The organism is Stenotrophomonas sp. YJH_SMC_27 (assembly GCF_059369815.1).
This window is the reverse complement of record NZ_JCAFTA010000012.1, coordinates 26,163-47,904: the sequence shown is the minus strand read 5'-3', so window position 1 is coordinate 47,904 and position 21,742 is coordinate 26,163. Positions and strand designations below refer to the sequence as shown.

Annotated in this window: 20 protein-coding genes; 13 read left to right on the top strand and 7 right to left on the bottom strand. The window is 68.0% G+C overall.

What is annotated here, in order from left to right; genetic code table 11:
* The first annotated feature begins 31 nt into the window (after window positions 1–31).
* Window positions 32–316, top strand: a complete 285-nt coding sequence (locus tag AC5P7R_RS16805) for a hypothetical protein (RefSeq protein WP_021204445.1) — start codon at window positions 32–34, stop codon at window positions 314–316.
* An 88-nt stretch (window positions 317–404) separates the two neighbouring features.
* On the opposite strand, the gene dmeF is transcribed toward AC5P7R_RS16805, so the two are convergent.
* Window positions 405–1,379, bottom strand: coding sequence for a CDF family Co(II)/Ni(II) efflux transporter DmeF (gene dmeF, locus AC5P7R_RS16800; RefSeq protein WP_227844383.1), 975 nt, complete (start codon window positions 1,377–1,379; stop codon window positions 405–407).
* A 48-nt stretch (window positions 1,380–1,427) separates the two neighbouring features.
* Between dmeF and AC5P7R_RS16795 the strand changes: the two genes are divergently transcribed.
* On the top strand, window positions 1,428–1,712 hold the full coding sequence (locus tag AC5P7R_RS16795) for a metal/formaldehyde-sensitive transcriptional repressor (RefSeq protein ID WP_111098371.1): 285 nt from the start codon (window positions 1,428–1,430) through the stop codon (window positions 1,710–1,712).
* A gap of 95 nt (window positions 1,713–1,807) precedes the next feature.
* Here the strand turns inward: AC5P7R_RS16795 and AC5P7R_RS16790 are convergent, their stop codons facing one another.
* Complete coding sequence (locus AC5P7R_RS16790; RefSeq protein WP_021204442.1) at window positions 1,808–2,182, bottom strand: MerC domain-containing protein; 375 nt, start codon at window positions 2,180–2,182, stop codon at window positions 1,808–1,810.
* Between the two features lie 70 nt (window positions 2,183–2,252).
* On the opposite strand from AC5P7R_RS16790, the gene AC5P7R_RS16785 reads away from it, so the two are divergent.
* Window positions 2,253–3,578, top strand: coding sequence for a GTP-binding protein (locus AC5P7R_RS16785; protein ID WP_227853690.1), 1,326 nt, complete (start codon window positions 2,253–2,255; stop codon window positions 3,576–3,578).
* Between the two features lie 175 nt (window positions 3,579–3,753).
* Here AC5P7R_RS16785 and AC5P7R_RS16780 read toward each other — a convergent pair whose 3' ends face one another.
* Complete coding sequence (locus AC5P7R_RS16780; protein WP_227853689.1) at window positions 3,754–5,361, bottom strand: ATP-binding cassette domain-containing protein; 1,608 nt, start codon at window positions 5,359–5,361, stop codon at window positions 3,754–3,756.
* Between the two features lie 264 nt (window positions 5,362–5,625).
* Window positions 5,626–6,525: a LysR family transcriptional regulator gene (locus tag AC5P7R_RS16775; protein ID WP_111102282.1), complete on the bottom strand. Its 900-nt coding sequence runs from the start codon at window positions 6,523–6,525 to the stop codon at window positions 5,626–5,628.
* A gap of 227 nt (window positions 6,526–6,752) precedes the next feature.
* Between AC5P7R_RS16775 and AC5P7R_RS16770 the strand changes: the two genes are divergently transcribed.
* A complete protein-coding gene (locus tag AC5P7R_RS16770) occupies window positions 6,753–7,931 on the top strand; it encodes a serine hydrolase domain-containing protein (RefSeq protein ID WP_227853688.1) in 1,179 nt (392 codons plus the stop codon).
* A complete protein-coding gene (locus AC5P7R_RS16765; RefSeq protein ID WP_227853687.1) occupies window positions 7,928–9,112 on the top strand; it encodes an MFS transporter in 1,185 nt (394 codons plus the stop codon). The genes AC5P7R_RS16770 and AC5P7R_RS16765 overlap by 4 nt, the downstream gene beginning before the upstream one ends.
* Window positions 9,113–9,285: 173 nt before the next feature.
* Here AC5P7R_RS16765 and AC5P7R_RS16760 read toward each other — a convergent pair whose 3' ends face one another.
* Window positions 9,286–10,902 (bottom strand): EAL domain-containing protein, encoded by a 1,617-nt coding sequence (locus AC5P7R_RS16760; RefSeq protein ID WP_227853686.1) that lies wholly within the window; start codon window positions 10,900–10,902, stop codon window positions 9,286–9,288.
* Between the two features lie 229 nt (window positions 10,903–11,131).
* Between AC5P7R_RS16760 and cycA the strand changes: the two genes are divergently transcribed.
* Together cycA and AC5P7R_RS16750 are read left to right on the top strand one after the other, a co-directional pair.
* The gene (gene cycA / locus AC5P7R_RS16755) at window positions 11,132–12,505 is read left to right on the top strand and encodes a D-serine/D-alanine/glycine transporter (protein WP_021204435.1); all 1,374 of its coding nucleotides are present in this window, start codon (window positions 11,132–11,134) and stop codon (window positions 12,503–12,505) included.
* A gap of 229 nt (window positions 12,506–12,734) precedes the next feature.
* Window positions 12,735–13,511 carry a lytic transglycosylase domain-containing protein gene (locus AC5P7R_RS16750; protein WP_227853685.1) on the top strand — a complete coding sequence of 259 codons (777 nt, stop codon included), beginning with the start codon at window positions 12,735–12,737 and terminating at the stop codon, window positions 13,509–13,511.
* Window positions 13,512–13,559: 48 nt separating this feature from the next.
* On the opposite strand, the gene AC5P7R_RS16745 is transcribed toward AC5P7R_RS16750, so the two are convergent.
* Window positions 13,560–15,080 carry a tetratricopeptide repeat protein gene (locus tag AC5P7R_RS16745; RefSeq protein ID WP_495214075.1) on the bottom strand — a complete coding sequence of 507 codons (1,521 nt, stop codon included), beginning with the start codon at window positions 15,078–15,080 and terminating at the stop codon, window positions 13,560–13,562.
* Between the two features lie 165 nt (window positions 15,081–15,245).
* On the opposite strand from AC5P7R_RS16745, the gene AC5P7R_RS16740 reads away from it, so the two are divergent.
* The gene (locus AC5P7R_RS16740) at window positions 15,246–17,327 is read left to right on the top strand and encodes an NHL repeat-containing protein (RefSeq protein ID WP_495214073.1); all 2,082 of its coding nucleotides are present in this window, start codon (window positions 15,246–15,248) and stop codon (window positions 17,325–17,327) included.
* On the opposite strand, the gene AC5P7R_RS16735 is transcribed toward AC5P7R_RS16740, so the two are convergent.
* Window positions 17,305–17,718: a YciI family protein gene (locus AC5P7R_RS16735; protein ID WP_180832584.1), complete on the bottom strand. Its 414-nt coding sequence runs from the start codon at window positions 17,716–17,718 to the stop codon at window positions 17,305–17,307. The genes AC5P7R_RS16740 and AC5P7R_RS16735 overlap by 23 nt on opposite strands.
* 802 nt (window positions 17,719–18,520) lie before the next feature.
* Here AC5P7R_RS16735 and AC5P7R_RS16730 point away from each other — a divergent pair.
* From AC5P7R_RS16730 to AC5P7R_RS16710, 5 genes are all read left to right on the top strand, one after another.
* The gene (locus tag AC5P7R_RS16730) at window positions 18,521–18,934 is read left to right on the top strand and encodes a YciI family protein (protein WP_053500761.1); all 414 of its coding nucleotides are present in this window, start codon (window positions 18,521–18,523) and stop codon (window positions 18,932–18,934) included.
* Window positions 18,935–19,001: 67 nt separating this feature from the next.
* Window positions 19,002–19,424 (top strand): VOC family protein, encoded by a 423-nt coding sequence (locus AC5P7R_RS16725; protein WP_206621842.1) that lies wholly within the window; start codon window positions 19,002–19,004, stop codon window positions 19,422–19,424.
* A gap of 48 nt (window positions 19,425–19,472) precedes the next feature.
* Window positions 19,473–19,883: a VOC family protein gene (locus tag AC5P7R_RS16720; RefSeq protein ID WP_206621841.1), complete on the top strand. Its 411-nt coding sequence runs from the start codon at window positions 19,473–19,475 to the stop codon at window positions 19,881–19,883.
* A gap of 24 nt (window positions 19,884–19,907) precedes the next feature.
* Window positions 19,908–20,264, top strand: coding sequence for a DUF1428 domain-containing protein (locus AC5P7R_RS16715; protein WP_495214070.1), 357 nt, complete (start codon window positions 19,908–19,910; stop codon window positions 20,262–20,264).
* A 45-nt stretch (window positions 20,265–20,309) separates the two neighbouring features.
* Window positions 20,310–21,557: an RNA polymerase sigma factor gene (locus AC5P7R_RS16710; RefSeq protein ID WP_495214068.1), complete on the top strand. Its 1,248-nt coding sequence runs from the start codon at window positions 20,310–20,312 to the stop codon at window positions 21,555–21,557.
* The last annotated feature ends 185 nt before the right edge of the window (window positions 21,558–21,742 follow it).

The following is a 21,742-nucleotide window of genomic DNA, read 5'->3' as shown; positions in this document are numbered from 1 at the left end:
AGAAATTCGGCAAGAACAAAGGGGTTTTCGGATGGCGCAGGGCAAGGCACCGTGGTGCGGCATGGCCAGTTGGCTGGGGATCGCTGTGGGTTGGGGGGCCGGCACATTGGCGGCGCAGGCGGCGGCAGCCGCAGGCGGCAATGGCATGGCTGCGGGATTGGGCGTGGGCGTGCTGGGCGCGGCGCTGGTGGGTGGCGGCCTGGCGGTGGCTTCGCGCGTGCGCGGTGAGCGTTGGCCGTGGATCGGCATCGGTGGTGCGGTGCTGAGTGCGCTGCCGCTGCTGATGTACCTGCTGCGGATGATGCTGAAGCTCTAGCGGTAGTGCCGGCCGCTGGCCGGCACCTGCAGGTCGCATGCGGCGTTCATGGAGTTGCCGGCCAGCGGCCGGTACTACCGGATGCAGGTCAGGTGCTGCGGTGGATCTCCACGGTGACATGCACCAGCTCCTCATGGATCGCCAGCGCGTTGCGCAGGGTATCGGCATCCAGCGTGGCGTCGCTGGTGACCACGCTGGCGCTGACCGCGTACTTGCCGCGACCCACCTGCCAGACGTGCAGGTCGGCCAGGCGCGCCGGCCACGGGCCCTGTTCGATCACTTCGCGTACTTCGGCCACCACCGGAGCGTCCATCTGCGCGTCGAGCAGGATGCGGCCGCTGTCGCGCAGCAGGCCCACCGCCCACACCGTGACCAGCACGGCGCCGACCAGGCCCATCACCGGGTCCAGCCAGGTCAGGCCCAGCAGCTTGCCGCCGAGCAGGGCGATGATGGCCAGCACCGAGGTGGCGGCGTCGGCCAGCACGTGCACATAGGCCGAGCGCAGGTTGAGGTCGTGACTGTGCGCATGGCCGTGATCGTGGTGTTCGTGGTCATGCCCGTGATGATGGCCATGGTCATGCCCGTGGTGGTGATGCGCGTGGCCCGGGCTGTCGTGCAGCCACCATGCACAGAGCAGGTTCACGCCCAGGCCTACCGCAGCGATGGCGATGGCTTCGTTGTAGTGGATCGGCGCCGGTACCCACAGCCGCTCCAGCGACTGCACGGCCATCAGCGCGGCCACGCCGAGCAGAGCGATGGCGCTGGTATAGCCGGCCAGAATCTCGATCTTCCAGGTGCCGAAGGCGAAGCGCGGGTCGTGCGCGTAGCGGCGTGCGCAGCGGTACGCAAACACCGAGAGCCCGAGCGCCAGCGCATGCGAACTCATGTGCCAGCCGTCGGCGAGCACGGCCATGGAGTTGAACCACCAGCCGCCGACGATCTCCAGGACCATCATGCTGACGGTGAGCCACAGGGCGCGGCGGGTATTGCGTTCGGCCAGCGGGTTGCCGTCGTCGAAGCGGTGTTCGTGGCGACGGGCGGCGGCGAGGGCGTCCAAGTGCATGGGGGCGGGAGCTGGAGTGGATACCCCCATAGGGTATATGATCCCGCCATGGCGCACGTACACAAAAATCGTAAGCAGCTGCTGACCCGGGTGCGCCGCATCGCGGGCCAGGTGGCGGCGTTGGAGCAGGCGCTGGACCAGCCCGAGGGTAAGGCCGGCGACTGCGCGGACGTGCTGGTGCAGGTCGCCGCCGTGCGCGGTGCCGCCCACAGCCTGCTGATGGAGCTGCTGCACGAGCACCTGCAGGAACACGTGGTGGGCGCCGAAGACCCGCAGCAGCGGGCGGCCGAGGCCGAGGTGCTGGTCGAGCTGCTGCGCCGCTACGGCAAATAGGCCGAGGGGCGGTAGAGTCGACTGTCAGTCGACTGCTCTTCGTACAACCAACGAAAGACCCCGCGCTTCGCGCGATAGTCGACTAACAGTCGACTCTACCCCCCGTGGCGGTGCCGCGCGTTCCAGATGTGCGTGGCGGCCAGCAGCAGGCTGCCGGTGACCGTCATCGGTGTTTCCCAGTCGTGCGAGGGCAGCGCAAGCGCGCCGGCCAGCAGCAGGCCGAGCCCGGCGCCGGCGGTGGCCCAGGCCAGCACGGGGAGGCGACGGCGACGCTCGGCCCGCCACAGCGCGTAGCCGGTCAGCGGCAGGGCGATGGCCACGAACAGCAAGTGCACCCATTCCGCCTCGGCCCACGCGCCGAACAGCGGCAACGCGGCGGCCAGCAGCGGCAGCGCCAGGCAGTGCAGCAGGCACAGGCTGGACAGGGCGACAGCGCCGGCATCGAGCAGGGCGGCAGACGGCGACTTCATCGGGGGAGGCTCCTTGCGCGACAGATGTTATACAGTAACATTTCCGTTCCGCAGCCAACCCCGCTCCGACATGAACACTGTTTCCCGCGCCGACCGTCGCCTTCCGGTCACCGTGCTGTCCGGCTTCCTCGGGGCCGGCAAGACCACCCTGCTCAACCAGATCCTGCGCAACCGCGCGGGCCTGCGTGTGGCGGTCATCGTCAACGACATGAGCGAGGTCAACATCGATGCGCAGCTGGTACGCGAGGGCGGCGCCGAACTGCGCCGCACCGAGGAGACGCTGGTGGAATTCAGCAATGGCTGCATCTGCTGCACGCTGCGCGATGACCTGCTGCAGGAATGCCGGCGCCTGGCCGACGCCGGCCGCTACGACTACCTGCTGATCGAGTCGACCGGCATCGGCGAGCCGATGCCGGTGGCAGCCACCTTCGCCGTACGCGACGAGCATGGCTTCAGCCTGAGCGACATCGCGCGCCTGGACACGATGGTGACGGTGGTGGATGGCAGCGCGTTCCTCGCCGACTTCGGCTCGACGTTGCGCCTGGCCGAGCGTGGCCAGCAGGCCGGGCCGGATGATGATCGCGGCGTGGTCGACCTGCTGTGTGAGCAGGTCGAGTTCGCCGATGTGATCGTGGTCAGCAAGGTCGATCAGACGGAAGATGACTTGCTGCAGGACACGCTGGCCGTGCTGCGCGGCCTGAACCGCGACGCGAAGCTGCTGCTGTCCCGCTTCGGTGACGTGCCACTGGCCGAGCTGCTGGACACCGGCCGCTTCGACTACGAGCGTGCGCAACGTGCGCCGGGCTGGGTGAAGGAACTGCGTGGCGAGCATACGCCGGAGACCGAAGAGTACGGCATCGGCAGCTTCGTCTACCGCTCGCGGCGACCGTTCCATCCCGCCCGCTTCGCCCGCGCGCTGCAGTCGGGCATGCCTGGCGTGATCCGCAGCAAGGGCTGGTTCTGGCTGGCCAACCGCATGGACTGGGTGGGCGAACTGAACACCGTGGGCGCAGCGACGCGCACGCAGGCGGCGGGGTTCTGGTACGCCGCGCGTGATCGCGTGCGCGCTGGGCTGGAGGACACCGCGCCATTGCTGCCGCCCACGCCGCTGCCGTACAGCGACCTCGGCTGGGCGCGGCAGCAGGCCGATTGCTGGAGCGCACCGTTGCCGGGGCCGGAGGACTTCCCGGATGCGGCCGCGCATTCGGCGATGCAGCGCCTGTGGCATCCGTTGTGGGGGGATCGCCGCCAGGAGCTGGTGGTGATCGGCGTGCACATGGATGAGCGCGCGGTGCGAGCGGAGCTGGACGCGTGCCTGCTCAACGATCAGGAACTGCGTGCGGGGCCGTTGCTGTGGCAGCAGTTGCCGCAGGCGTTCCCGGTGTGGAAGCGGTGAGCGAACGGCTCCAGTAGATTCACGCCATGCGTGGATGGTGGTTCAACCGGTCTTTGCCCGCCTTGTAGAGCCGAGCCCACGCTCGGCTGCAATTGCAGTGGTTCCACGCCATGCGTGATGCGTCAGCCGAGCGTGGGCTCGGCTCTACAGAATCGAACCCACGCATGGCGTGGATCTACAACGCATCGCGCCATTGCCAGGCGTCGGAGGTGACTCGCAGTACCCGCGTCGGTCGCAATGCCTGCAGCAGGTACCGGTCGTGGCTGACCATCACCAGTGCGCCCGGCCACGCCGCAAGCAATTCTTCCAACGCCTGCAATGCGCTCAGATCCAGCGCATTGCCCGGCTCGTCCAGCAGCAACAGCTGCGGTGCGGGATCGGCATACAGCACGCTGGCCAGCGCGCCTTTCACCCGTTCGCCATCGCTGAGGCTGTGGGCCGCCCGCTGGATGCGCTGTGCATCCAGCCCGAGCAGGGCCAGCCGCGTGCGCAGTTCGCCGGGGGCCGCGCGCGGGTTGGCGGCCTGCACGGTGTCGAGGATGCTGCGCTCGCCGGACAGCCCCAGCAGCTGCTGGTCGAGCAGGGCCAGGGGCGCATGCCGTTGCACGATGCCGCTGCGCGCAGGCAACTGGCCGGCCAGCACGCGCAGCAGAGTGGATTTTCCAGCACCGTTGTCGCCGATCACGGCGATGCGTTGCCCGCGGCGGATCTCCAGCTGCAACGGCGCACTGCAGCCATGCGGCAGCACCAGGGATTCGGCCTGCAGCAGACGCGTGCTGCCACGTTCGCCTGCGACGGCAAACAGCGCCAGCTCTGGCGCCACATGCACCGCCGATGCCGCTGCGCGCAGCTGCTCTGCGCTGGCCTGCAGGCGTTCGGCCTGTACCAGCTGCGCGCGGCCGTGGCTGGCCTCGGCGCGCTGCTTCTGCCGGCCGAGAAGGATGGGGGCCTGGTTGGCCTGCTTCGCATCGCGATTGCCACGCGCCTGGCGTTGTTGTTGCCGTTCGTGCTGTTCGCGCGCGCTGCGTTGCTGCTGCCGGTGCTGGGCGCGCGCATGGTCGAGCTGGGCGGCGGCAGCTTCGCGCTCGGCGGCGCGCGCATCGGCGTAGTGCTGCCACGGTCCGCCGTAACGATGCAGCCCGCGCCCATCGACCTCGACGATCTGCTGCATGTGCCCAAGCAGCTCGCGATCATGACTGACCGCCAGCAGGCCACCGCGCCACTGCTGCAACTGCTCGTACAGCTGTTGGCGATGGCGTGCATCCAGGTGGTTGCTGGGTTCGTCCAGGATCAGCCAATCGGCACCGCTGGCCCAGGCACCGGACAGCGCCACCTGCATCGCCTGGCCACCGCTGAGACGCGCGGCAGGCTGGGCGGGGTCGAGGTCATCGGGCAGCCCGAGCATCTGCCATTGCTGCTGCAGGCATTCGCGCAGATCCCAGCGGTCGCCGATGCAGGCGAAGTCGGCCTCATCCACGCTGCCGGCCTCGATGCGTTGCAACGCGGCCAGTTCCGCGCCGACGCCGGCCAGTTCACCAACCGTGCCGACGGGTGGATAACCGGGCGTCGGCAACAGGAACACCCGGCCACTGCCGCGTACCTGGCCGCTGTCGGGCAGCAGCCGGCCAGCCAGCAGGCGTGCCAGCACACTCTTGCCGGCGCCATTGGCACCGACCAGGCCGGTAGCAACCGGTTCGAAGGAAAACGTCAGATCGGAAAACAGCAGGCGGCCGTCGGCCAATCGATACGACACGCGATCGAGCGTGAGGGAATGCGGGGTCATGCGACCTCCATGGATGCCGGGTTCTCCCCTGCGCGCAGGGGGCGGGAAGAGTCAGGCCGTCTGGTGGGAAGACGGCGGCATCAATGGCGCATTGGTCGCGAGCCTCTGGGAGGAATGAGCGGTCAGTATAGCGGCAGTGGCTGAATGGTCAGGTGTGCGGCCGCCGGGCATGGCCCGGCGCTACCGATGGTCGGGCGGTTCTGTAGAGCCGAGCCGATGCTCGGCTTCCTTTCGCCGCGAGACGCATCCACGCATGGCGTGGATCTACGGCACGGTACCCAGGCGGTCGTTGACGAAGTCGATGAACACCCGCAGCTTCGGCAGTACGTGTCGGCCCGACGGCCACAGCAGATGGAAGGTGCCGCAGGAATGCACGTGTTCGTCCAGCACCGTGACCAGGCGGCCGTCGGCCAGGGCATCGCGCACCGAGTGCACCGGCACGAAGGCCAGGCCGATATCGCGCAGTGCGAGCGCCACCCGCGCTTCGATGGTGTTGGCCACCATGTGCACCGGAAGCTCCTGCGGCGTTTCATCGTCGGGCCAGTGGATCGGCCACGGTTCCAGCTTGCCGGTGGTGGGGAAGCGATAGTGCAGCAGCGTGTGCTGCATCAAGCCTGCCGGCGTGCGCGGAACGCCGCAGCGCTGCAGGTAGCCCGACGAGGCAACGACGCGGCGCGGGAACACACCCAGGCGCCGTGCGTTCATGCGTGAGTCGCTGGGTTCGCCGACGCGCAGCACCGCATCGAAGCCCTCCTCGATGACATCAACCAGGCGGTCACTGAAGTCCAGGTCCAGGCGGATATCCGGGTACGCCGCCATGAATTCGGCCATCAACGGCAGGGTGAGGTCGCCAACCAGGGGCAGGCTGATGCGCAGGGTGCCACGGGGCGAGGCGTGCGGTTGTGCCAGCTCGGTGCGCGCGGCATCGCGCTCGTCCAGGATGCGCCGGCAGCGCGCCAGGAACAGCTGGCCCTCGGCGGTGAGGGTGATGCTGCGCGTGCTGCGATGGAACAGCCGTACGCCCAGCGCGTGCTCCAGCCGTGCCACGCACTTGCCCGCTGCCGAGGCGGAAATACCCTGCAGGCGTCCGGTCTCGACGAAGCTGCGGGTGTCGGCCGCGTGCACGAAGGTCTGCAGGTTGGCGAGGTTGTCCAGGACTGACATGGGCGTGCGGGCAATGAAAGCGGCAGGGTAGGTTGCGTGAACGTAGCGGGCGGCACCGCCATCGCAACACTGTGATGCGCGGTGGCGTGGGGACGGTTGCGGCCATGCAGCTCCGGCAATCATGCCGATTGCGGACTGGACGGTCCATGATGCCCGGAGCGGCAACCGGCTTTTTGCGCGGCCACCCGCTGCCTAACGTGGCGGGCCTCTCCCCACGGACCATCGCGATGAATGCTGTTCCTTCCCTTGCCCCTGCGCCGACGCTGCCTTCAGTGGAGCGGCTGCTGAAGCAGGTCCACCCGCAGCGCCTGGTCGGCGCGGTGGTGCTGGTGCGCGAGCACGGCGTACTGCGCCATGCCAGCGCGACCGGGCTGGCCGATCGTGAATCGGTCACGCCGATGCAGCGCGACCAGCTGTTCCGGCTGGCGTCGGTGAGCAAGCCGCTGCTGAGCACGGTGATCCTGCGCCTGGTGGCCGAGGGTGTGCTCGACCTGGACACATCGGTACAGCGCTGGCTGCCGGATTTCCGCCCGGCGTTGGCCGATGGCACTGCGCCGCCGATCAGCCTGCGCCAGCTGCTCAGCCACAGCAGCGGGCTGGGCTACCGCTTCCTCGAAGCCGATGTGGACGGCCCCTATGCGCGCGCCGGGGTCAGCGATGGCCTGGACGCGAACCCGCTCTCGCTGGCCGAGAACGTGCGCCGCATCGCGCAGGCACCGCTGCTGTTCGCGCCGGGCAGCCACTGGCTGTACTCGCTGGGCGTGGACGTTGCCGGTGCCGTGGCTGAAGCAGCGACCGGTGAATGCCTGCAGGCACTGTTCGAGCGCTTGCTGGCCGCACCCCTGGGCCTGCGTGACACCGCCTTCGCTGCGCGCAACGCGGCACGGCTGGCCACGCCCTATGTGAGCGACACACCGCAGCCGCACCGCCTGCGCGAAGGCGAGGTGGTCGCTCCGTTCGAGGGTACTGTCGGTATCGAGTACAGCCTCGCGCGCGCCACCGATGCCAGCCGTTTCCCTTCGGCCGGGGCAGGCCTGGTCGGCAGCGCCGATGAAGTGATGGCGGTGCTGGAGGCCTTGCGTGATGTGCAGCGTTCAGGCCTGTTGCCGCCGGCACTGGCAGCGGAGATGGCCAGCCCGCAGGTGGGCGAACAGGGGCCGCCGGAACCGGCCGGCTGGGGCTTCGGCCTTGGCTTTGCGGTGCTGCGCGATGCGGCCGCCAGCGGTACGCCGCAGAGCGCAGGCACATGGCGTTGGGGCGGCGCCTACGGGCACAGCTGGTTTGTCGATCCTGCGCGTGGGCTCAGCGTGGTGGCGCTGACCAACACCCTGTACGAAGGCATGGATGGCGCCTTCGTCGATGAGCTGCGTGATGCGGTCTACGCCGATCTGGAGGCCGCCCGATGAGCGGCCATGCCATCGATGCGGCTGGCCCGGCCGGTGAAGCCACGCGCCTGCCGTGGACGGGGCTGCTGGCGCTGGCCGGCGGCGGTTTCATCACCCTGCTGACCGAGACCCTGCCGGCGGGCGTCCTGCGGCCGATGGGCGAAGGCCTGGGCGTGAGCGATGCGGCGGTGGGCCAGCTCGTCAGCGTGTACGCACTGGGCTCGGTGATGGCCGCATTGCCGATGACTGCGTTGACCCAGCGCCTGCCGCGACGCGCCTTGTTGCTGGCCGCCATTGCCGGCTTCGTGGTGGTCAATACGCTGACCGCAGTGAGCAGCAGCTATCCACTGATCCTGGCCGCACGTTTCCTGGCCGGGGTGAGTGGTGGCCTGTTGTGGTCGCTGGTGGCCGGCTATGCGGCGCGCATGGTGGTGCCCTCGCTGCAGGGCCGGGCAATTGCGGTGGCGATGGTCGGATCGCCGTTGGCGCTGTCGCTGGGCGTACCGGCGGGCACGTTGCTGGGGCAGCAGCTCGGCTGGCGCTGGGCATTCGCCCTGATGAGCGTGCTGGCCGTGGTGCTGCTTGCCTACGCACGCTGGGCTCTGCCCGCGCTGCCGGCGGCGGCAGCCGGCCGGCGCACCTCGCTGGCGACGGTGTGGCGCATGCCCGGCGTGCGCAGCGCGCTGGCGGTAATGGTGCTGTACGTGCTGGCGCACAACGTGCTCTACACCTACATCGAACCGCTGGCGGTGGAGGCGGGGGCCGGCCCGTGGCTGGACCGCCTGCTGCTGGCCTTCGGGCTGGCGGCCATTGCCGGTATCGGTATCGCTGGCTGGGGTGTGGATCGCCACCTGCGCACGCTGGTGTGGGCGGCCGTGATCGGCTTCATCGTGCCGGTGCTCGCGCTGCTGCTGTGGCCGGGCGAAGCGACCGCGCTGCTGCTGGCGACCATGCTGTGGGGCGTGGCCTTCGGCGCGGTGCCTACGTTGTTCCAGACCGCATTGGCACGGCGTGCCGGTGCCGCCGCAGATCTGGCGCAGTCGATGCTGGTGACCGGCTGGAACCTGGCCATTGCTGCCGGTGGCGTTGCAGGGGGTGTGCTGCTGCAGGCGGGCGGCCCGAACCAGTTGGGATGGCTGCCGTTGCTGCTGCTGGCGGTGAGCGTGGCGTGGTTGCTGGCACGGCCGAAGGCCTGGGCGTAGGCGGCGAGTCAGTGATGGCGCGGTGCCGGCCAGCGGCCCGCACTACCGTGGTCCCCGCCATCCACGCATGGCGTGGATCTACCGAGCGCAGCGCCTCCTGCGCGACCCATCCACCCGGCCCCAACTGATGGATTCACCGGGCGCGACCACGAGGGGCTCCGCCGTTCGCCGCCTTACTCCACGCCCTCACGCTCGATCGGCACACTGCGCGGATTCTGCATGTGCTCCCGCGCCGCGCCATAGCGCTGCTGCCGCTTGTGGTGGAACACCACGAACTCGTCCCGTGGCAGCGGCCGCGAGAACAGCCAGCCCTGCGCGAACTCGACCTTGCGCGCATGCAGATATGCCAACTGCGCCTCGGTCTCCACGCCCTCGGCCACCACCCACAGGCCCAGCTCCTTGGCCATGTCGATGATGTGCGGCGTCACCGGGCTCGTCGCGCTCTCGGTGTCGATCGCATCGATGAACGACTTGTCGATCTTCAGCGCGTCCAGCGGCAGCTGCTCCAGGTACTGCAGGCTGGAGAAGCCGACTCCGAAATCATCGATGGCCACGCTGTGGCCGGCGCGACGTGCCTGCGCCAGCATCGTGCGGGCGCGGTCCAGATCGAGGAAGCCGCGCTCGGTGGCTTCCATCCAGATCTGCTGCGGCAGGATGCCGCTGCCGGTCATGTGCTTGGAGATCATCTTCAGCGCACGGCCGCTGCTGATGTCTTCGGCGGCCAGGTTGATCGCGATGTGTGCGCTGCGGTCGGCGACCAACAGATCGCGCATGTCGCGCACGACGTTCTCAATCACCAGATCGGTGATCGCGCCGATCATGCCGGCCTCTTCGGCCAGCGGAATGAACAGGTCCGGCCGTACCTGCGTGCCATCCGGGCGCTGCCAGCGCACCAGGGCCTCGGCGCCGACGCAGATGCCGGTATCCAGCTCGATGATCGGCTGGTAGTGCAGGTACAGCTCGCGGCGGCGGATCGCCGTGGCCAGTTCGCCGCGCAGGGACAGGCGGCGACGCGACAGCCACACCACCAGGCCGGCACCGGCAGCGGCCAGCAGAACGCCGATCGGCACGAACAGCCACGCCTGCTGGCGGAAGGTTGCAGCCAGCGCGGTACGCGGCGTGGTTGCGATCGCCAGCCACTCTTCATTGCGGGCGGTGGCGTACAGGGTGTTGTGGTCCAGGCCTTCCTCGGGCGCACGCAGCAGGGTCTCCAGCAACGCGGGATCCATGCCGCTCTGCCTGGCCAGGAGGCGGCCATCCGGGCTGGCCAGGGCAAGGCGCACGTTCGGGTCGGCGATGACATCGACAAACCGGCGCGGATCGACCAGGACGTCGTAGTTGCCATACAGGATCGACAGCACCTGGCGCCGTCCGCTTGCCTCGGGGCGCACATCCACGGCAATGCCGGCGCCATCACTGGTGACGTGGTCGGCCCTGGGCTGGTTCACGTCGGACAGAAACGGCCCCCACGACGTGCAGCGCAGCTTGCCACCCTCGAAGTAGCCCATCTGGTCAACCGACGGCGAGGTCATCACCAGCGTCTGCATGCGCCGGATATGGTCCGGCCCGCAGGCGTCCTGGGCGCCGGCCTCGGCCGACTGCAGCGCCGCCAGTGCTTCCCGGTAGGACTGGTCGGCGCGGCGCAGGGTACGACCGGCGATATCGCGCAGGCGCTGCTGCTCGACATTGACGGCCCGGTCCCAGGTGGCATAGGCCATCACCGCGATCGGCACGGCTGCGGCCAGAATCGCCAGCGCCGTGCCACCGATGATCACGCGCAGCCGGCTCATGGCCGGGGCTCCAGCGGGGTGGGCAGGGCAGGGCACATGGGCGGGCCGATCCTTGGGCAGGAACGGCTATCTGAGCATGGCGCAGGGCCGGGCGGAATGGGATCAATCCGGTATTCGGTCACATTGTGATGAAAGCGGCCAAGTTTGACGTGATTGATCCGTCCGATGCTGGCGCTCCGGGCGCTGGAGGACTACCGTCGAACGCTTCGCCGCCCTCTTGCCCGCGCCCATGACCGAGCCCGCAACGCCCCCCGAGCACCTGCGCCGCAGCCTTTCCAACCGCCACCTGCAACTGATCGCCATCGGCGGTGCCATCGGCACCGGCCTGTTCATGGGCTCGGGCAAGACCATCAGCCTGGCCGGACCCTCCATCGTCTTCGTCTACCTGATCATCGGCGCGATGCTGTTCTTCGTGATGCGCGCGATGGGCGAGCTGCTGCTGTCGAATCTGCAGTACAAGTCCTTCATCGATTTCTCCACGGATCTGCTCGGCCCATGGGCCGGGTTCTTCTGTGGATGGACATACTGGTTCTGCTGGATCGTGACCGCCATCGCCGATGTGATCGCCATTGCCGCCTATGCGCAGTTCTGGTTCCCCGGGCTGGATGCGTGGATACCGGCGCTGGCCTGCGTGCTGCTGTTGCTGGCACTGAACCTGGTGACCGTGAAGCTGTTCGGCGAGATGGAGTTCTGGTTTGCGCTGATCAAGATCGTGGCGATCTGTGCGCTGATCATCACCGGCGCCGGGCTGGTGGCCTGGGGCTTCACCTCGCCCAGTGGCCACACCGCGTCGCTGTCGAACCTGTGGAATGACGGCGGCCTGTTCCCGATGGGCCTGGTCGGCTTCTTCGCCGGTTTCCAGATTGCGGTGTTCGCCTTCGTCGGCATCGAGCTGGTCGGCACCACCGCCGCCGAGACCGCCGACCCCGAGCGCAACCTGCCCAAGGCGATCAACTCGATTCCGGTACGCATCATCATCTTCTACGTGCTGGCGCTGATTGCGATCATGGCCGTCACCCCGTGGCGCCAGGTGGTGCCGGACAAGAGCCCGTTCGTGCAGCTGTTCGTGCTGGCCGGCATTCCTGCCGCCGCCAGCCTGATCAACTTCGTGGTGCTGACTTCGGCCACGTCCTCGGCCAACAGCGGCATCTTCTCCACCAGTCGCATGCTGTACGGCCTTGCCGAGGAAGGCCACGCACCGCGGGGGCTGTCGAAGTTGTCGCGCGCTGCCGTGCCTGCCCGTGGCCTGCTGTTCTCGTGCCTGTGCCTGCTGGGTGGCACGCTGCTGATCTACCTGATTCCGAACCTGGTGACTGCTTTCACCCTGGTGACGACGCTGGCGACGGTGCTGTTCATCTTCGTGTGGTCGCTGATCCTGGTGGCCTACATGGCCTATCGCCGCCGCTACCCGGAACGCCACGCTGCGTCGATCTTCAAGATGCCCGGCGGCGTCGCCATGTGCTGGGCCTGCCTGGTGTTCTTCGCCGCGGTGCTGGTGCTGCTGAGCCTGCAGGCTGACACCCGCCAGGCGCTGATCGCCAGCCCGGTGTGGTTCGTGCTGCTGGGCGTGGGGTACCGGGTGCGTCTCAGAACGGTGAAATGACCGGGAATGCGGGGTTTCGGCAACGCCGGAAATCGAGAACGTCGGAAATCGGTAGAGTCGACTGTTAGTCGACTGCTCTTCCATGGGCTTTCGGAAAACCCCGCGCTGCGCGCGATAGTCGACTGACAGTCGACTCTACCGCTGCGGGCGCCGGCGCAAGTGCAGGGTGCAGCCCTGCCGACCCCCATTCACCCAACATTCGCGGGCGCGGCCGGATGATCCGGCCGCCATGTCCCGTCGCCCTCTCCTGCTTGTGCTGTTGCTGCTGCCCAGCCTGTGGCCCGGGCTGGCCGCCGCACGCACCGTCTACCGCTGTGTGCAGGGCAACACCGTCAGCCTGGCCACCGCGCCGGAACCGGGTTCGCGCTGTAGCCCGAAGGAAATCGACGACAACGCCATCCAGGCCCCGAACCTGTGGGGCAACATGGGCGTGTTCAGCGGCGTACTGTACGAGCGCGAGCAGGATGGCGTGCTGGTCTACTCCACCCGCAACCTGCCCGGCTCGCGGGTATTCCTGAAGTTCACCGTGGCCACGCCGCCGGGCGAGCCTGCCCACGAAGGCCTGGGCAAGGTGGGCAAGCCGCAGCTGGCGCAGCACGCCAGGCAGTTCAAGGCCGCGGCCAAGGCCACGGGCGTCGACGATGCCTGGCTGCGCGCAATCGCCCATGCCGAAAGCAATTTCGATCCGCTGGCGGTGTCCAGCAAGGGCGCACAGGGCGTGATGCAGTTGATGCCGGAGACCGCACAGGAATATGGCGTGCGCGATCCGTTTTCGCCGCAGCAGTCGATCGAGGGCGGCGCGCGGTACATGCGCGCGCTGCTGCGCCGTTACAACGGCGATCGCCCGTTGGCGGCGGCTGCCTACAACGCGGGCATCGGTGCAGTCACCCGCTACAAGGGCGTGCCGCCCTACGCCGAAACCCTGGCCTATGTGGACAAGGTGATGGCGCTGTACGCGCGCTACCGCGAAGCGATGGGCATCCGCACCGAAGTGCCAGCCCGCTAGGCGGGAGGTGTAGTGCCGAGCCCACGCTCGGCTCCACAGGAAATCGGCTCAGCGCGAGGTGGACGTGCTGACCAGGTTGTAGCGCTCGATGCGGCCGACGCGTGCCACCTCGGCCTGCACGTCGGCACGCTGCTTCAGCACACGCCAGGCGGCATCGATCTTCACGTCGCCGGGCAGCGACGGATAGGTGCGCATGTCCTGCAGGGAGGCCAGTGCCTCGCCGCGCTCAACCGGTGAGCGCAGCTGTTCGATCAGCACCGCAGCGGCCGCGTCCAGATTGCCTTCCTCCAGCAGCATCTCGCGCTGGAACAGGCGCGCGTCATCGCCCTGGGCCAGGATGGCTGCGCGCGCGGCCTGTTCGGTCTTGGCATCGCCACGTTCACGGGCGGCAACGAACTGCAGCAGTGCCTGGGCCGCCTTGCCGTAACCGGCCAGGCCCGGCATGTCATTCACCGCGACAGCAGCGTCCTGAATGCGGCCCAGCGAACTGAGCAAGAACCCGACGTTGAACTGGTGCTCGGCACCATCCGGGCCCAGCGCACCGATGCGTGCGGCCAGCCTGGCTGTGGACAGCGCATCATCGTTACGGCCCAACCGGCGCAGCGCCATAAGCCGGCTGTTGAGCAGCCACGCCACCCATTCGGCTTCCGTCGCCGAGGGCGACTCACCTTCGGCCGCCGCACCGGCCATGCCATCGGTCAGCGCAAGCACCTCCTCGTTGCGGTCCAGCATCAGCAGCGTGCTGCTGAACTCGGCCATGCGTGCGTCCAGCGCCCGGTCGAGCAGGCCGGAAACCCGCAGTTCGTCGAGGTGCTTCTGTGCAGCCTGCACTGGGTCGAAGCGGGCATCGTCGCGGTCGACATAGCGATCAAACCGCTTGTCACTGCGCAGGCGGATGATCTCGGCGGGGCCGGTGATGCGCGCCAACGTGGCCGGGATGTCGTCGCCCCGGCCATTGTCGGCCTGCAGTGTTGCCAGTGCCAGCCACAGTCCGGTGGGTTCCAGGCCGCCGCTCTTCCAGCCGTTGTCGAACAGCGCCTGCAGCAGTTCCATGCGCTGCTGGGGCTGGTCCCGCAGGCGGAACTGCAGGTAGTTGATCGCGTGGTGGTCCACCGGCAACGGCGCCTCGGCATGCTTCAGCGCCTGCACCAGGTGCTTCGTGGCAGGTGCCGGTTGGTTCTCGGACAGTTCCACCGAGACCAGGGTCAGCAGGATCTGCGCGTCGTCCGGCAGTGCTTCCTGTGCGCGCTGCAGGTAGCGGCGGGCCTGGTCCGGCTTCTTCTGCACCATCGCGGTCCAGCCGGCCACCTGCGCGGCGCGGCCGCGATGTTCGGCATCGAAGTCATCCAGCATCGGATCTTCCATCAGCCGTTCCATCGCGATCAGCGCGCCCAGCGTGTTGCCACTGCGTGACTGCTGGATGGCCTCATCCCAGCGCGTGGCATAGGCCATGTGCATCACATCGGCGGTGATTGACGGCTTCTGCGGCGCCACCGTGATCGAAGCGGTGGCGTATGTGCTGGCCAATGCGGCGGCCAGCAGGGCAGCAAGGGGGAGGATGCGGGGCATGGAGGATCTCCATCCGTGGGAACCGCATTGAACCTGCTGGGGCTGGTGAGAACAAGCGTGGCGCATGGAACTCTGGTATCCGGCAGTACGATTGGCCTTGGCGCATGCGGTGCCCAGCGTCTATTGTCGGTGCCTCTTCAGGCAGCAGGCAGGCAGCGCAGCGCGATGGCACGGTGGCAATGGATGGCGGCAGGCGTAGCGTTGGCGACGGTAGTGGCATTGGCTGCGACCTGGTGGGAGACACCGCTGCACACGTTGGCTGAACCGGCGGGCCCGGCTCCAACGCCACTGGCGTGGACCGCACAGATCGAGCCGCTGGCCGGCGATGGCCACCCCGGTGACCGCGACGGCGCGTCCGGGCAGGCACGCTTCGCCGATCCCTATGCGTTGCTGCGCAGTGCCGATGGCAGTGTCTATTTCACTGATGCCGGTGATAACAACCGGATCCGTCGCCGCCTGCCCGATGGCCGCGTCGAAACGGTGGCCGGGCAGGGCGAGGGGCGCGTTGATGGCCCGGCACTGCAGGCCAGTTTCAATACGCCTTCGGGCATTGCCGCCGACGCGCAGGGCAACCTGTATGTGGCCGACACCGGCAACCATGCGATCCGCCGTATCGGCACCGATGGCCAGGTGACCACGCTGGCCGGTGGCGAACAGGGCCACGTTGATGGACCTGCCGCGCAGGCGCGCTTCGATGCGCCGATGGGCATCGCAGTGGATGCGCAGGACCAGGTCTACGTGGCCGATACCTTCAATGACCGCATCCGGGTGATCGGTACCGATGGCAACGTGCGCACCCTGGCCGGTGGCGATCGGCCGGGCCTGGCCGATGGCACGGGCGCCGCTGCGCGCTTCGATACGCCGGTGGCACTGGCCTTCGATGCGCAGGGCGTGTTGCTGGTGGCCGACCTGTTCAACAACGCGGTGCGCCGCGTCGGCATGGATGGCACGGTCAGCACCGTGGTGGGTGGTGGGGGCGTGATCAATGGCCCGCTGTCGCTGGCCACCACCCACGATGGCGTGCTGTACGTGGGCGACATGGATGGCCGCATCGTGCAGGTGACGCCGCAGGGCCACCAGATCGCGCTGGTCGGCAACGGTCGACTGCCGCGCCTGGCCCGTCCCAGCGGACTGGCTTTGGATGCCGATGGCAGCGTGCTGGTGGCCGACGCCGCAGGCTACCGTCTGCATCGCCTGCGGCCGCTGCCGGTGGGCGAACTGCCTGCGCCGGCACTGGTCGGCCCGGCAGCCGATGCCGCGTTGCCGAAGACGGGCGGCCGTTGGCCGCTGGCGCCGCAGGATGGCTGGCACGAAGTGGTCGGCACGCTGGGAGAGGTGCGCGGCAACTTCAGCGGCGAGAGCCGCCATCACCTGCATGGGGGCTTCGACGTGCGCGGTGATGTGGGCCAGACCGTGCTGGCGATTGCCGATGGCAAGATCAGCAGCCCGATGGCGGCCTGGAGCCTGGGCGAGCAGGCCGAGGGCCTGGCCGTGGATCGCCTCAAGTACATCCACATGCGGGTGGGCCGCACCCCACGCAATGAACCGTTCGATGCGCGCTGGCAGGCGCTGTACGACGAGCAGGGCAAGCTGGAGCGGATGCGCGTGCGGCGCGGCATGCGCATTCACGTCGGCGATCGCCTGGGTAGCATCAACAACCAGGCGCATGTGCACCTGGCCGTCGGCACCGGTGGTTTCGAGACCAACGCCGTGGCACTGGGCTTCCAGAACTACGCCGACCACTTCGCACCGCGCATCACCGATGTGGCGTTGCTGGACGACAACGACCAGCCGATGGCGGCAGGCAGCGATGGCGTGGTGATGGTGGCGCGCCAGGGACGCGGTGTGCAGATCGTGGTCGAAGCCTGGGACCAGGTCGACAACAACCTGCCGCGGCGGCGCCTGGGCATGTACCAGGTGGGTTACCAGATTCTCGATGCGGGCGGCCAGCCGCTGCAGGGCTACGAGCAGCCACGCTGGAACATCGTGTTCAACCGCATGCCGCCGCAGCGGGAAGCGGTGCGCGTGGCCTACGCACCGGACAGCGGCATCACCGTGCATGGCAGCGCGGTAACCCGGTTCCGCTACCTGGCCACCAACACCGTGCGTGATGGCCTGATGGAAACCGGGCGCTGGCAGCCGGCGGCGTTGCCGCCGGGCGAGTACATCGTGCGTGCCAGCGTGCGCGACTACAGCGGCAACGAAGGCGTCGGCCCGCGCGAGATCAGGGTACGGCTGCTGCCATAGCCGCAGCCGCAGCCGGCGCGCCGCAGCGTTCGCGCTCGGCGTCCATGTCTTCCAGCGGCCGCACTTCGATGCTGCCGAAGCGTGCCCAAGGGAAGTCGCGGGCGATGCGCATGGCTTCGTCGCGGTCGCGGGCGACGATCAGGTTGAAGCCGGCCAGCAGTTCGCGGGTTTCGGCGAAGGGGCCATCCAGTACGCGGCTGTGGCCATCACGCACGCGCAGGGTCTGCGCGGTGTCGACCGGCTGCAGCTTCTGCGCGGCCAGCAGCGTGCCTTCGGCCTGCAGCTTGTCGGCATGGGCCAGGCAGTCGCGCATCAGCGCGTTGAATTCTTCGATGGGCAGGGCCTGCAGCAGGGCAGGCTCGATGTAGATCAGGAGCAGGTACTGCTGCATGGCGCGGTCCTGGCGGGGGCGGGGTGCCCATGATGGCGCAGGTCTGCGCGTGGGCATGTTGCAGCGCGGGAGGCGCGCCTTCGGCGAGGGTCGGCGAACGGCGGAGCCCCTCCGTGGTGGGTTGGGTTGGTCGCTGAAAGCTGGCTTCCTGCGGGTGGGCCGGGCGGGTGGGATTGGCGGGGACGCCGTGAATCCATCCCTGGAGGCTTAGCTGCGCCATCCATGGCGCGGATACCCCGCCAACCCCACCCGCCCGGCCCCAGACAGATTCCGGTTGCCGATCCACCACGGGAAATCACAAGCAAGAGCAAAAGCGGGTCGCTTCGCTCGCAAAGCCGCGGCCGCCAGCCAACCGCCGTTGCTGTTGCCTTTGCTTCTGCCTTTTCTCTTGATCTTCCCGTGGTGTGCGACGGTGACAGGAAACTGTCAAAGGCCGGGTGGGTAGGCGGGGCGGGGGTGCCCGCGGCATGGGCCCGAGGCAAGCCTCGGGCGGGTTGGGCACGATGCCCAACCCCGGTCTTGCCGTGTGCGCAGGACAGCGCACACGAGCAAGCCGCGGTCAAGCCCCCAGGGACGGGTTTACGGCGTCCCCCGACCCGTCTACCCACCCGGCAAAGCCCATGAACCCAGCTTTCAGCGACCAACCCAACCCACCACGGAGGGGCTCCGCCGTTCGCCGACTCCCGCCGAAGGCGCGCCTTCCACGGAAGAAAAAATTTCCAACAGACGTGTCGATTCCCAGCCCCCTGGTTCGTTGTACCCGGTGAAGGGCACGCATCACGCGTCCCCACGGGAGACTGCAATGAAAGTGATGGTGATCGTGAAGGCCAACGCCGACTCCGAAGCCGGCCGCATGCCCAGCGAACAGGAACTGTCCGAAATGGGCGCCTTCAACGAACAGCTCGTGGCCGCCGGCATCATGCTGGCCGGTGAAGGCCTGCACGCCACCCAGCGCGGCCGTCGCATTCATTTCGGCGGCGGGGCACCCAAGGTCGAGGCCGGTCCGTTCGGTCCTGCCAGCGAACAGATCGCCGGCTTCTGGTTGTGGGAGGTGCGGTCGCTGGACGAGGCCGTTGAATGGGCCAGCCGTGCGCCGTTCGGCGAGGGAGGCACGCTGGAACTGCGTCCCCTGATCTCCGCAGAAGACTTCGGTGAAGCCTTCACCCCCGAATTACAGCAGCAGGAACAGCGTCTGCGTGCACAGCTGGAAGGTTGACCCGATTCCTCTCCCTGCCGGGCAGGACCCGGCACTACTGCCCTGAACCGCACAACGGAGTATTGCCATGAAACTGATTCCCTTCCTCGGCTTCAGCGGCCAGGCCCACGATGCGATGGCGTTCTACGCCAAGGCACTCGGTGCCCAGGTCACCTCGGAAATGAAGTACCGCGACATGCCGCCCTCCGATGGGTCGCCCGGCTGCAACGAGATGCCGCCGGAAACCCTCGACCACGTTGCGCACAGCCAGCTGGAGATCGGCAACGCCATCCTGATGGCCGCCGATGGCCCCGGCGGTGGCGAGGGTGGCTCGACCACCATCAATGTCGACGTCGACAGCATCGAGGAGGCCGAGCGCGTGTTCGCGGCGCTGGCCGAAGGTGGCCAGGCGCAGATGCCGATCGCTGAAACGTTCTGGGCGCACCGCTGGGGCATGCTGATCGACCGCTATGGCAAGCCGTGGATGGTCAACTGCATGAAGCAACCCTGATTCCTCTCTCTCTCTCTCTCTCTCTTTCATCCACAAGGAGCTACACCGATGAGTGCACCGCAACCGCAGATGATCTTCGTCAACCTGCCCGTGCAGGATCTGGAGAAGTCCAAGGCGTTCTTCACCGCGCTGGGCTACAGCTTCAATCCAACCTATACCAATGACGATGCGGCTGGCATGGTCATCAGCGAGAGCATCTACGTGATGCTGCTGACCCAACCTTTTTTCCAGCAGTTCACCAACAAGTCGATTGCCGATGCGCACACCCACACGGAAGTGATCAACGCACTCTCGGCACCCAGTCGCAAGGCAGTTGACGAGCTGTTGGACAAGGCACTGGCCGCCGGCGCCAGCGAAGCGCAGCCGGCGCGCGACCTGGGCTTCATGTACCAGCGCGGCTTCCAGGACCTGGATGGCCATCTCTGGGAAATCGCACACATGGACGGCGAGCCGGGCTGACGGCCGCCGCAAGGGAGAACCCACATGGCCTACGTGGATGCTTACGTGCTGCCGTGCCCACAGGACAAGGTGGCGGCCTACCGCCGCCTTGCCCGCAAGGCCGGCGCGGTGTGGAAGGACCATGGCGCGCTGCAGTACATGGAATGCGTGGCTGACGATGTGGAACCGGGCAAGAGCACCTCGTTCCCGCGTGCGGTCAAGGCGAAACCGGGCGAGACGGTGATCGTCGCCTTCGTGGTGTTCCGCTCGCGCGCGGCACGCGACCGCATCAACGCCAAGGTGATGGCCGACCCGCGGCTGGCGTCGCTGGGCCCGAAGGACATGCCGTTCGATACCAAGCGCATGCTCTGGGGCGGCTTCAAGCCGATTGTTGAAGCGTGAGCTGCGGCGCTTGTGCGGGCCGGGCGTGCGTGTTGTGATCGGCGCATGCTCGATCCCGCACTGACGCAGCGTCTGGAAGCCCTCTGGCGGATGGAGTCGCCAGTGTTGATCGCGCGCCTGGCGCGGCTGCTCGGCGGTGATGTCGGCCGTGCCGAGGAGCTGGCCCAGGACACCTGGCTGGCCGCGCTGGAGCGCTGGCCGGAACAGGGCATCCCGGACAACCCCGGAGCCTGGCTGATGACCACCGCGCGCAACCGCGCCATCGATGTGCTGCGCCAGCACCAGCGGGTGACGCAGCAGCATGCGCAGTGGGGTGAGGAACTGCATCCGGCCGCGCTGCCGGCACCCGATGACAGCCAGGCGCTGGAGGATGACCTGGGTGACGATCTGCTGCGGCTGATGTTCGTGGCCTGCCATCCGGTGCTGCCGGCCGATGCGCGGGTGGCACTGACCCTGCGCCTGCTCGGTGGCCTGACCACCGTCGAGATCGCACGTGCGTTCCTGCAGCCGGAGCCAACCATCGCCCAACGCATCGTTCGCGCCAAGCGCACCCTGGCGCAGAAGCAGGTGCCCTACGAGGTCCCGCGTGCTGACGCGATGCCTGAGCGGCTCGGATCGGTGCTGGAGGCGATCTACCTGGTCTTCAACGAAGGCTATGCGGCCAGTGCTGGTGACGACTGGATGCGTCCGGCGCTGTGCGACGAGGCACTGCGACTCGCGCGCATTCTGGCGCACCGGCTGCCGGTGCCGCCGGTGCTGGGCCTGCTGGCGCTGATGGAGCTGCAGGCCTCGCGTGCCGCAGCACGGACCGATGCGCAGGGCGTGCCGGTGCTGCTGGACCAACAGAACCGCGCGCGCTGGGACTGGCTGCAGATTGAACGCGGGCAGCAGGTGCTGGCGCGCGCGCTGGCCGCCGGTGGCGGTGACGATCCCTATGTGCTGCAGGCGCGCATCGCAGCGTGCCATGCGGCGGCGCGGCGCGCCGAAGATACCGACTGGCCGCGCATCGCAACGCTCTATACGCAGCTGTTGCAGGTGCAGCCCTCGCCAGTTGTCGCATTGAACCGCGTGGTGGCGATACTGCGCAGCGACGGTGCCTTCGCGGCCTGGGCGCAGCTGCAGCCGTTGCTGGTGGACGCGCGACTGCGCGAGTACGCGCCGTTGCATGTGGTCCACGGCGAGGTACTACAGAAGCTGGGGCGGGAGCAGGATGCACGTCACGCGTTCGTCGCTGCGGCGGCTCTCACCATGAACGAGCGAGAGCGTGCCCATCTTCTGTCCCGGGCGAAGTAGTTCAAAGAGGCGCATCTCCCGACATTGAGCGCCTGTGTGTCGCATCTGGCGATGGGGTGCGTTGCTTCTGCCAGGTACAGAAGGCTGCTGGACCGGGTGAAACCAGTGGAATTCTGACGCATTCGGACGATTTCGAGTCGATTGAGATTATTCCTATTCCCTCCGCAGCGACGAGCTGATCATGA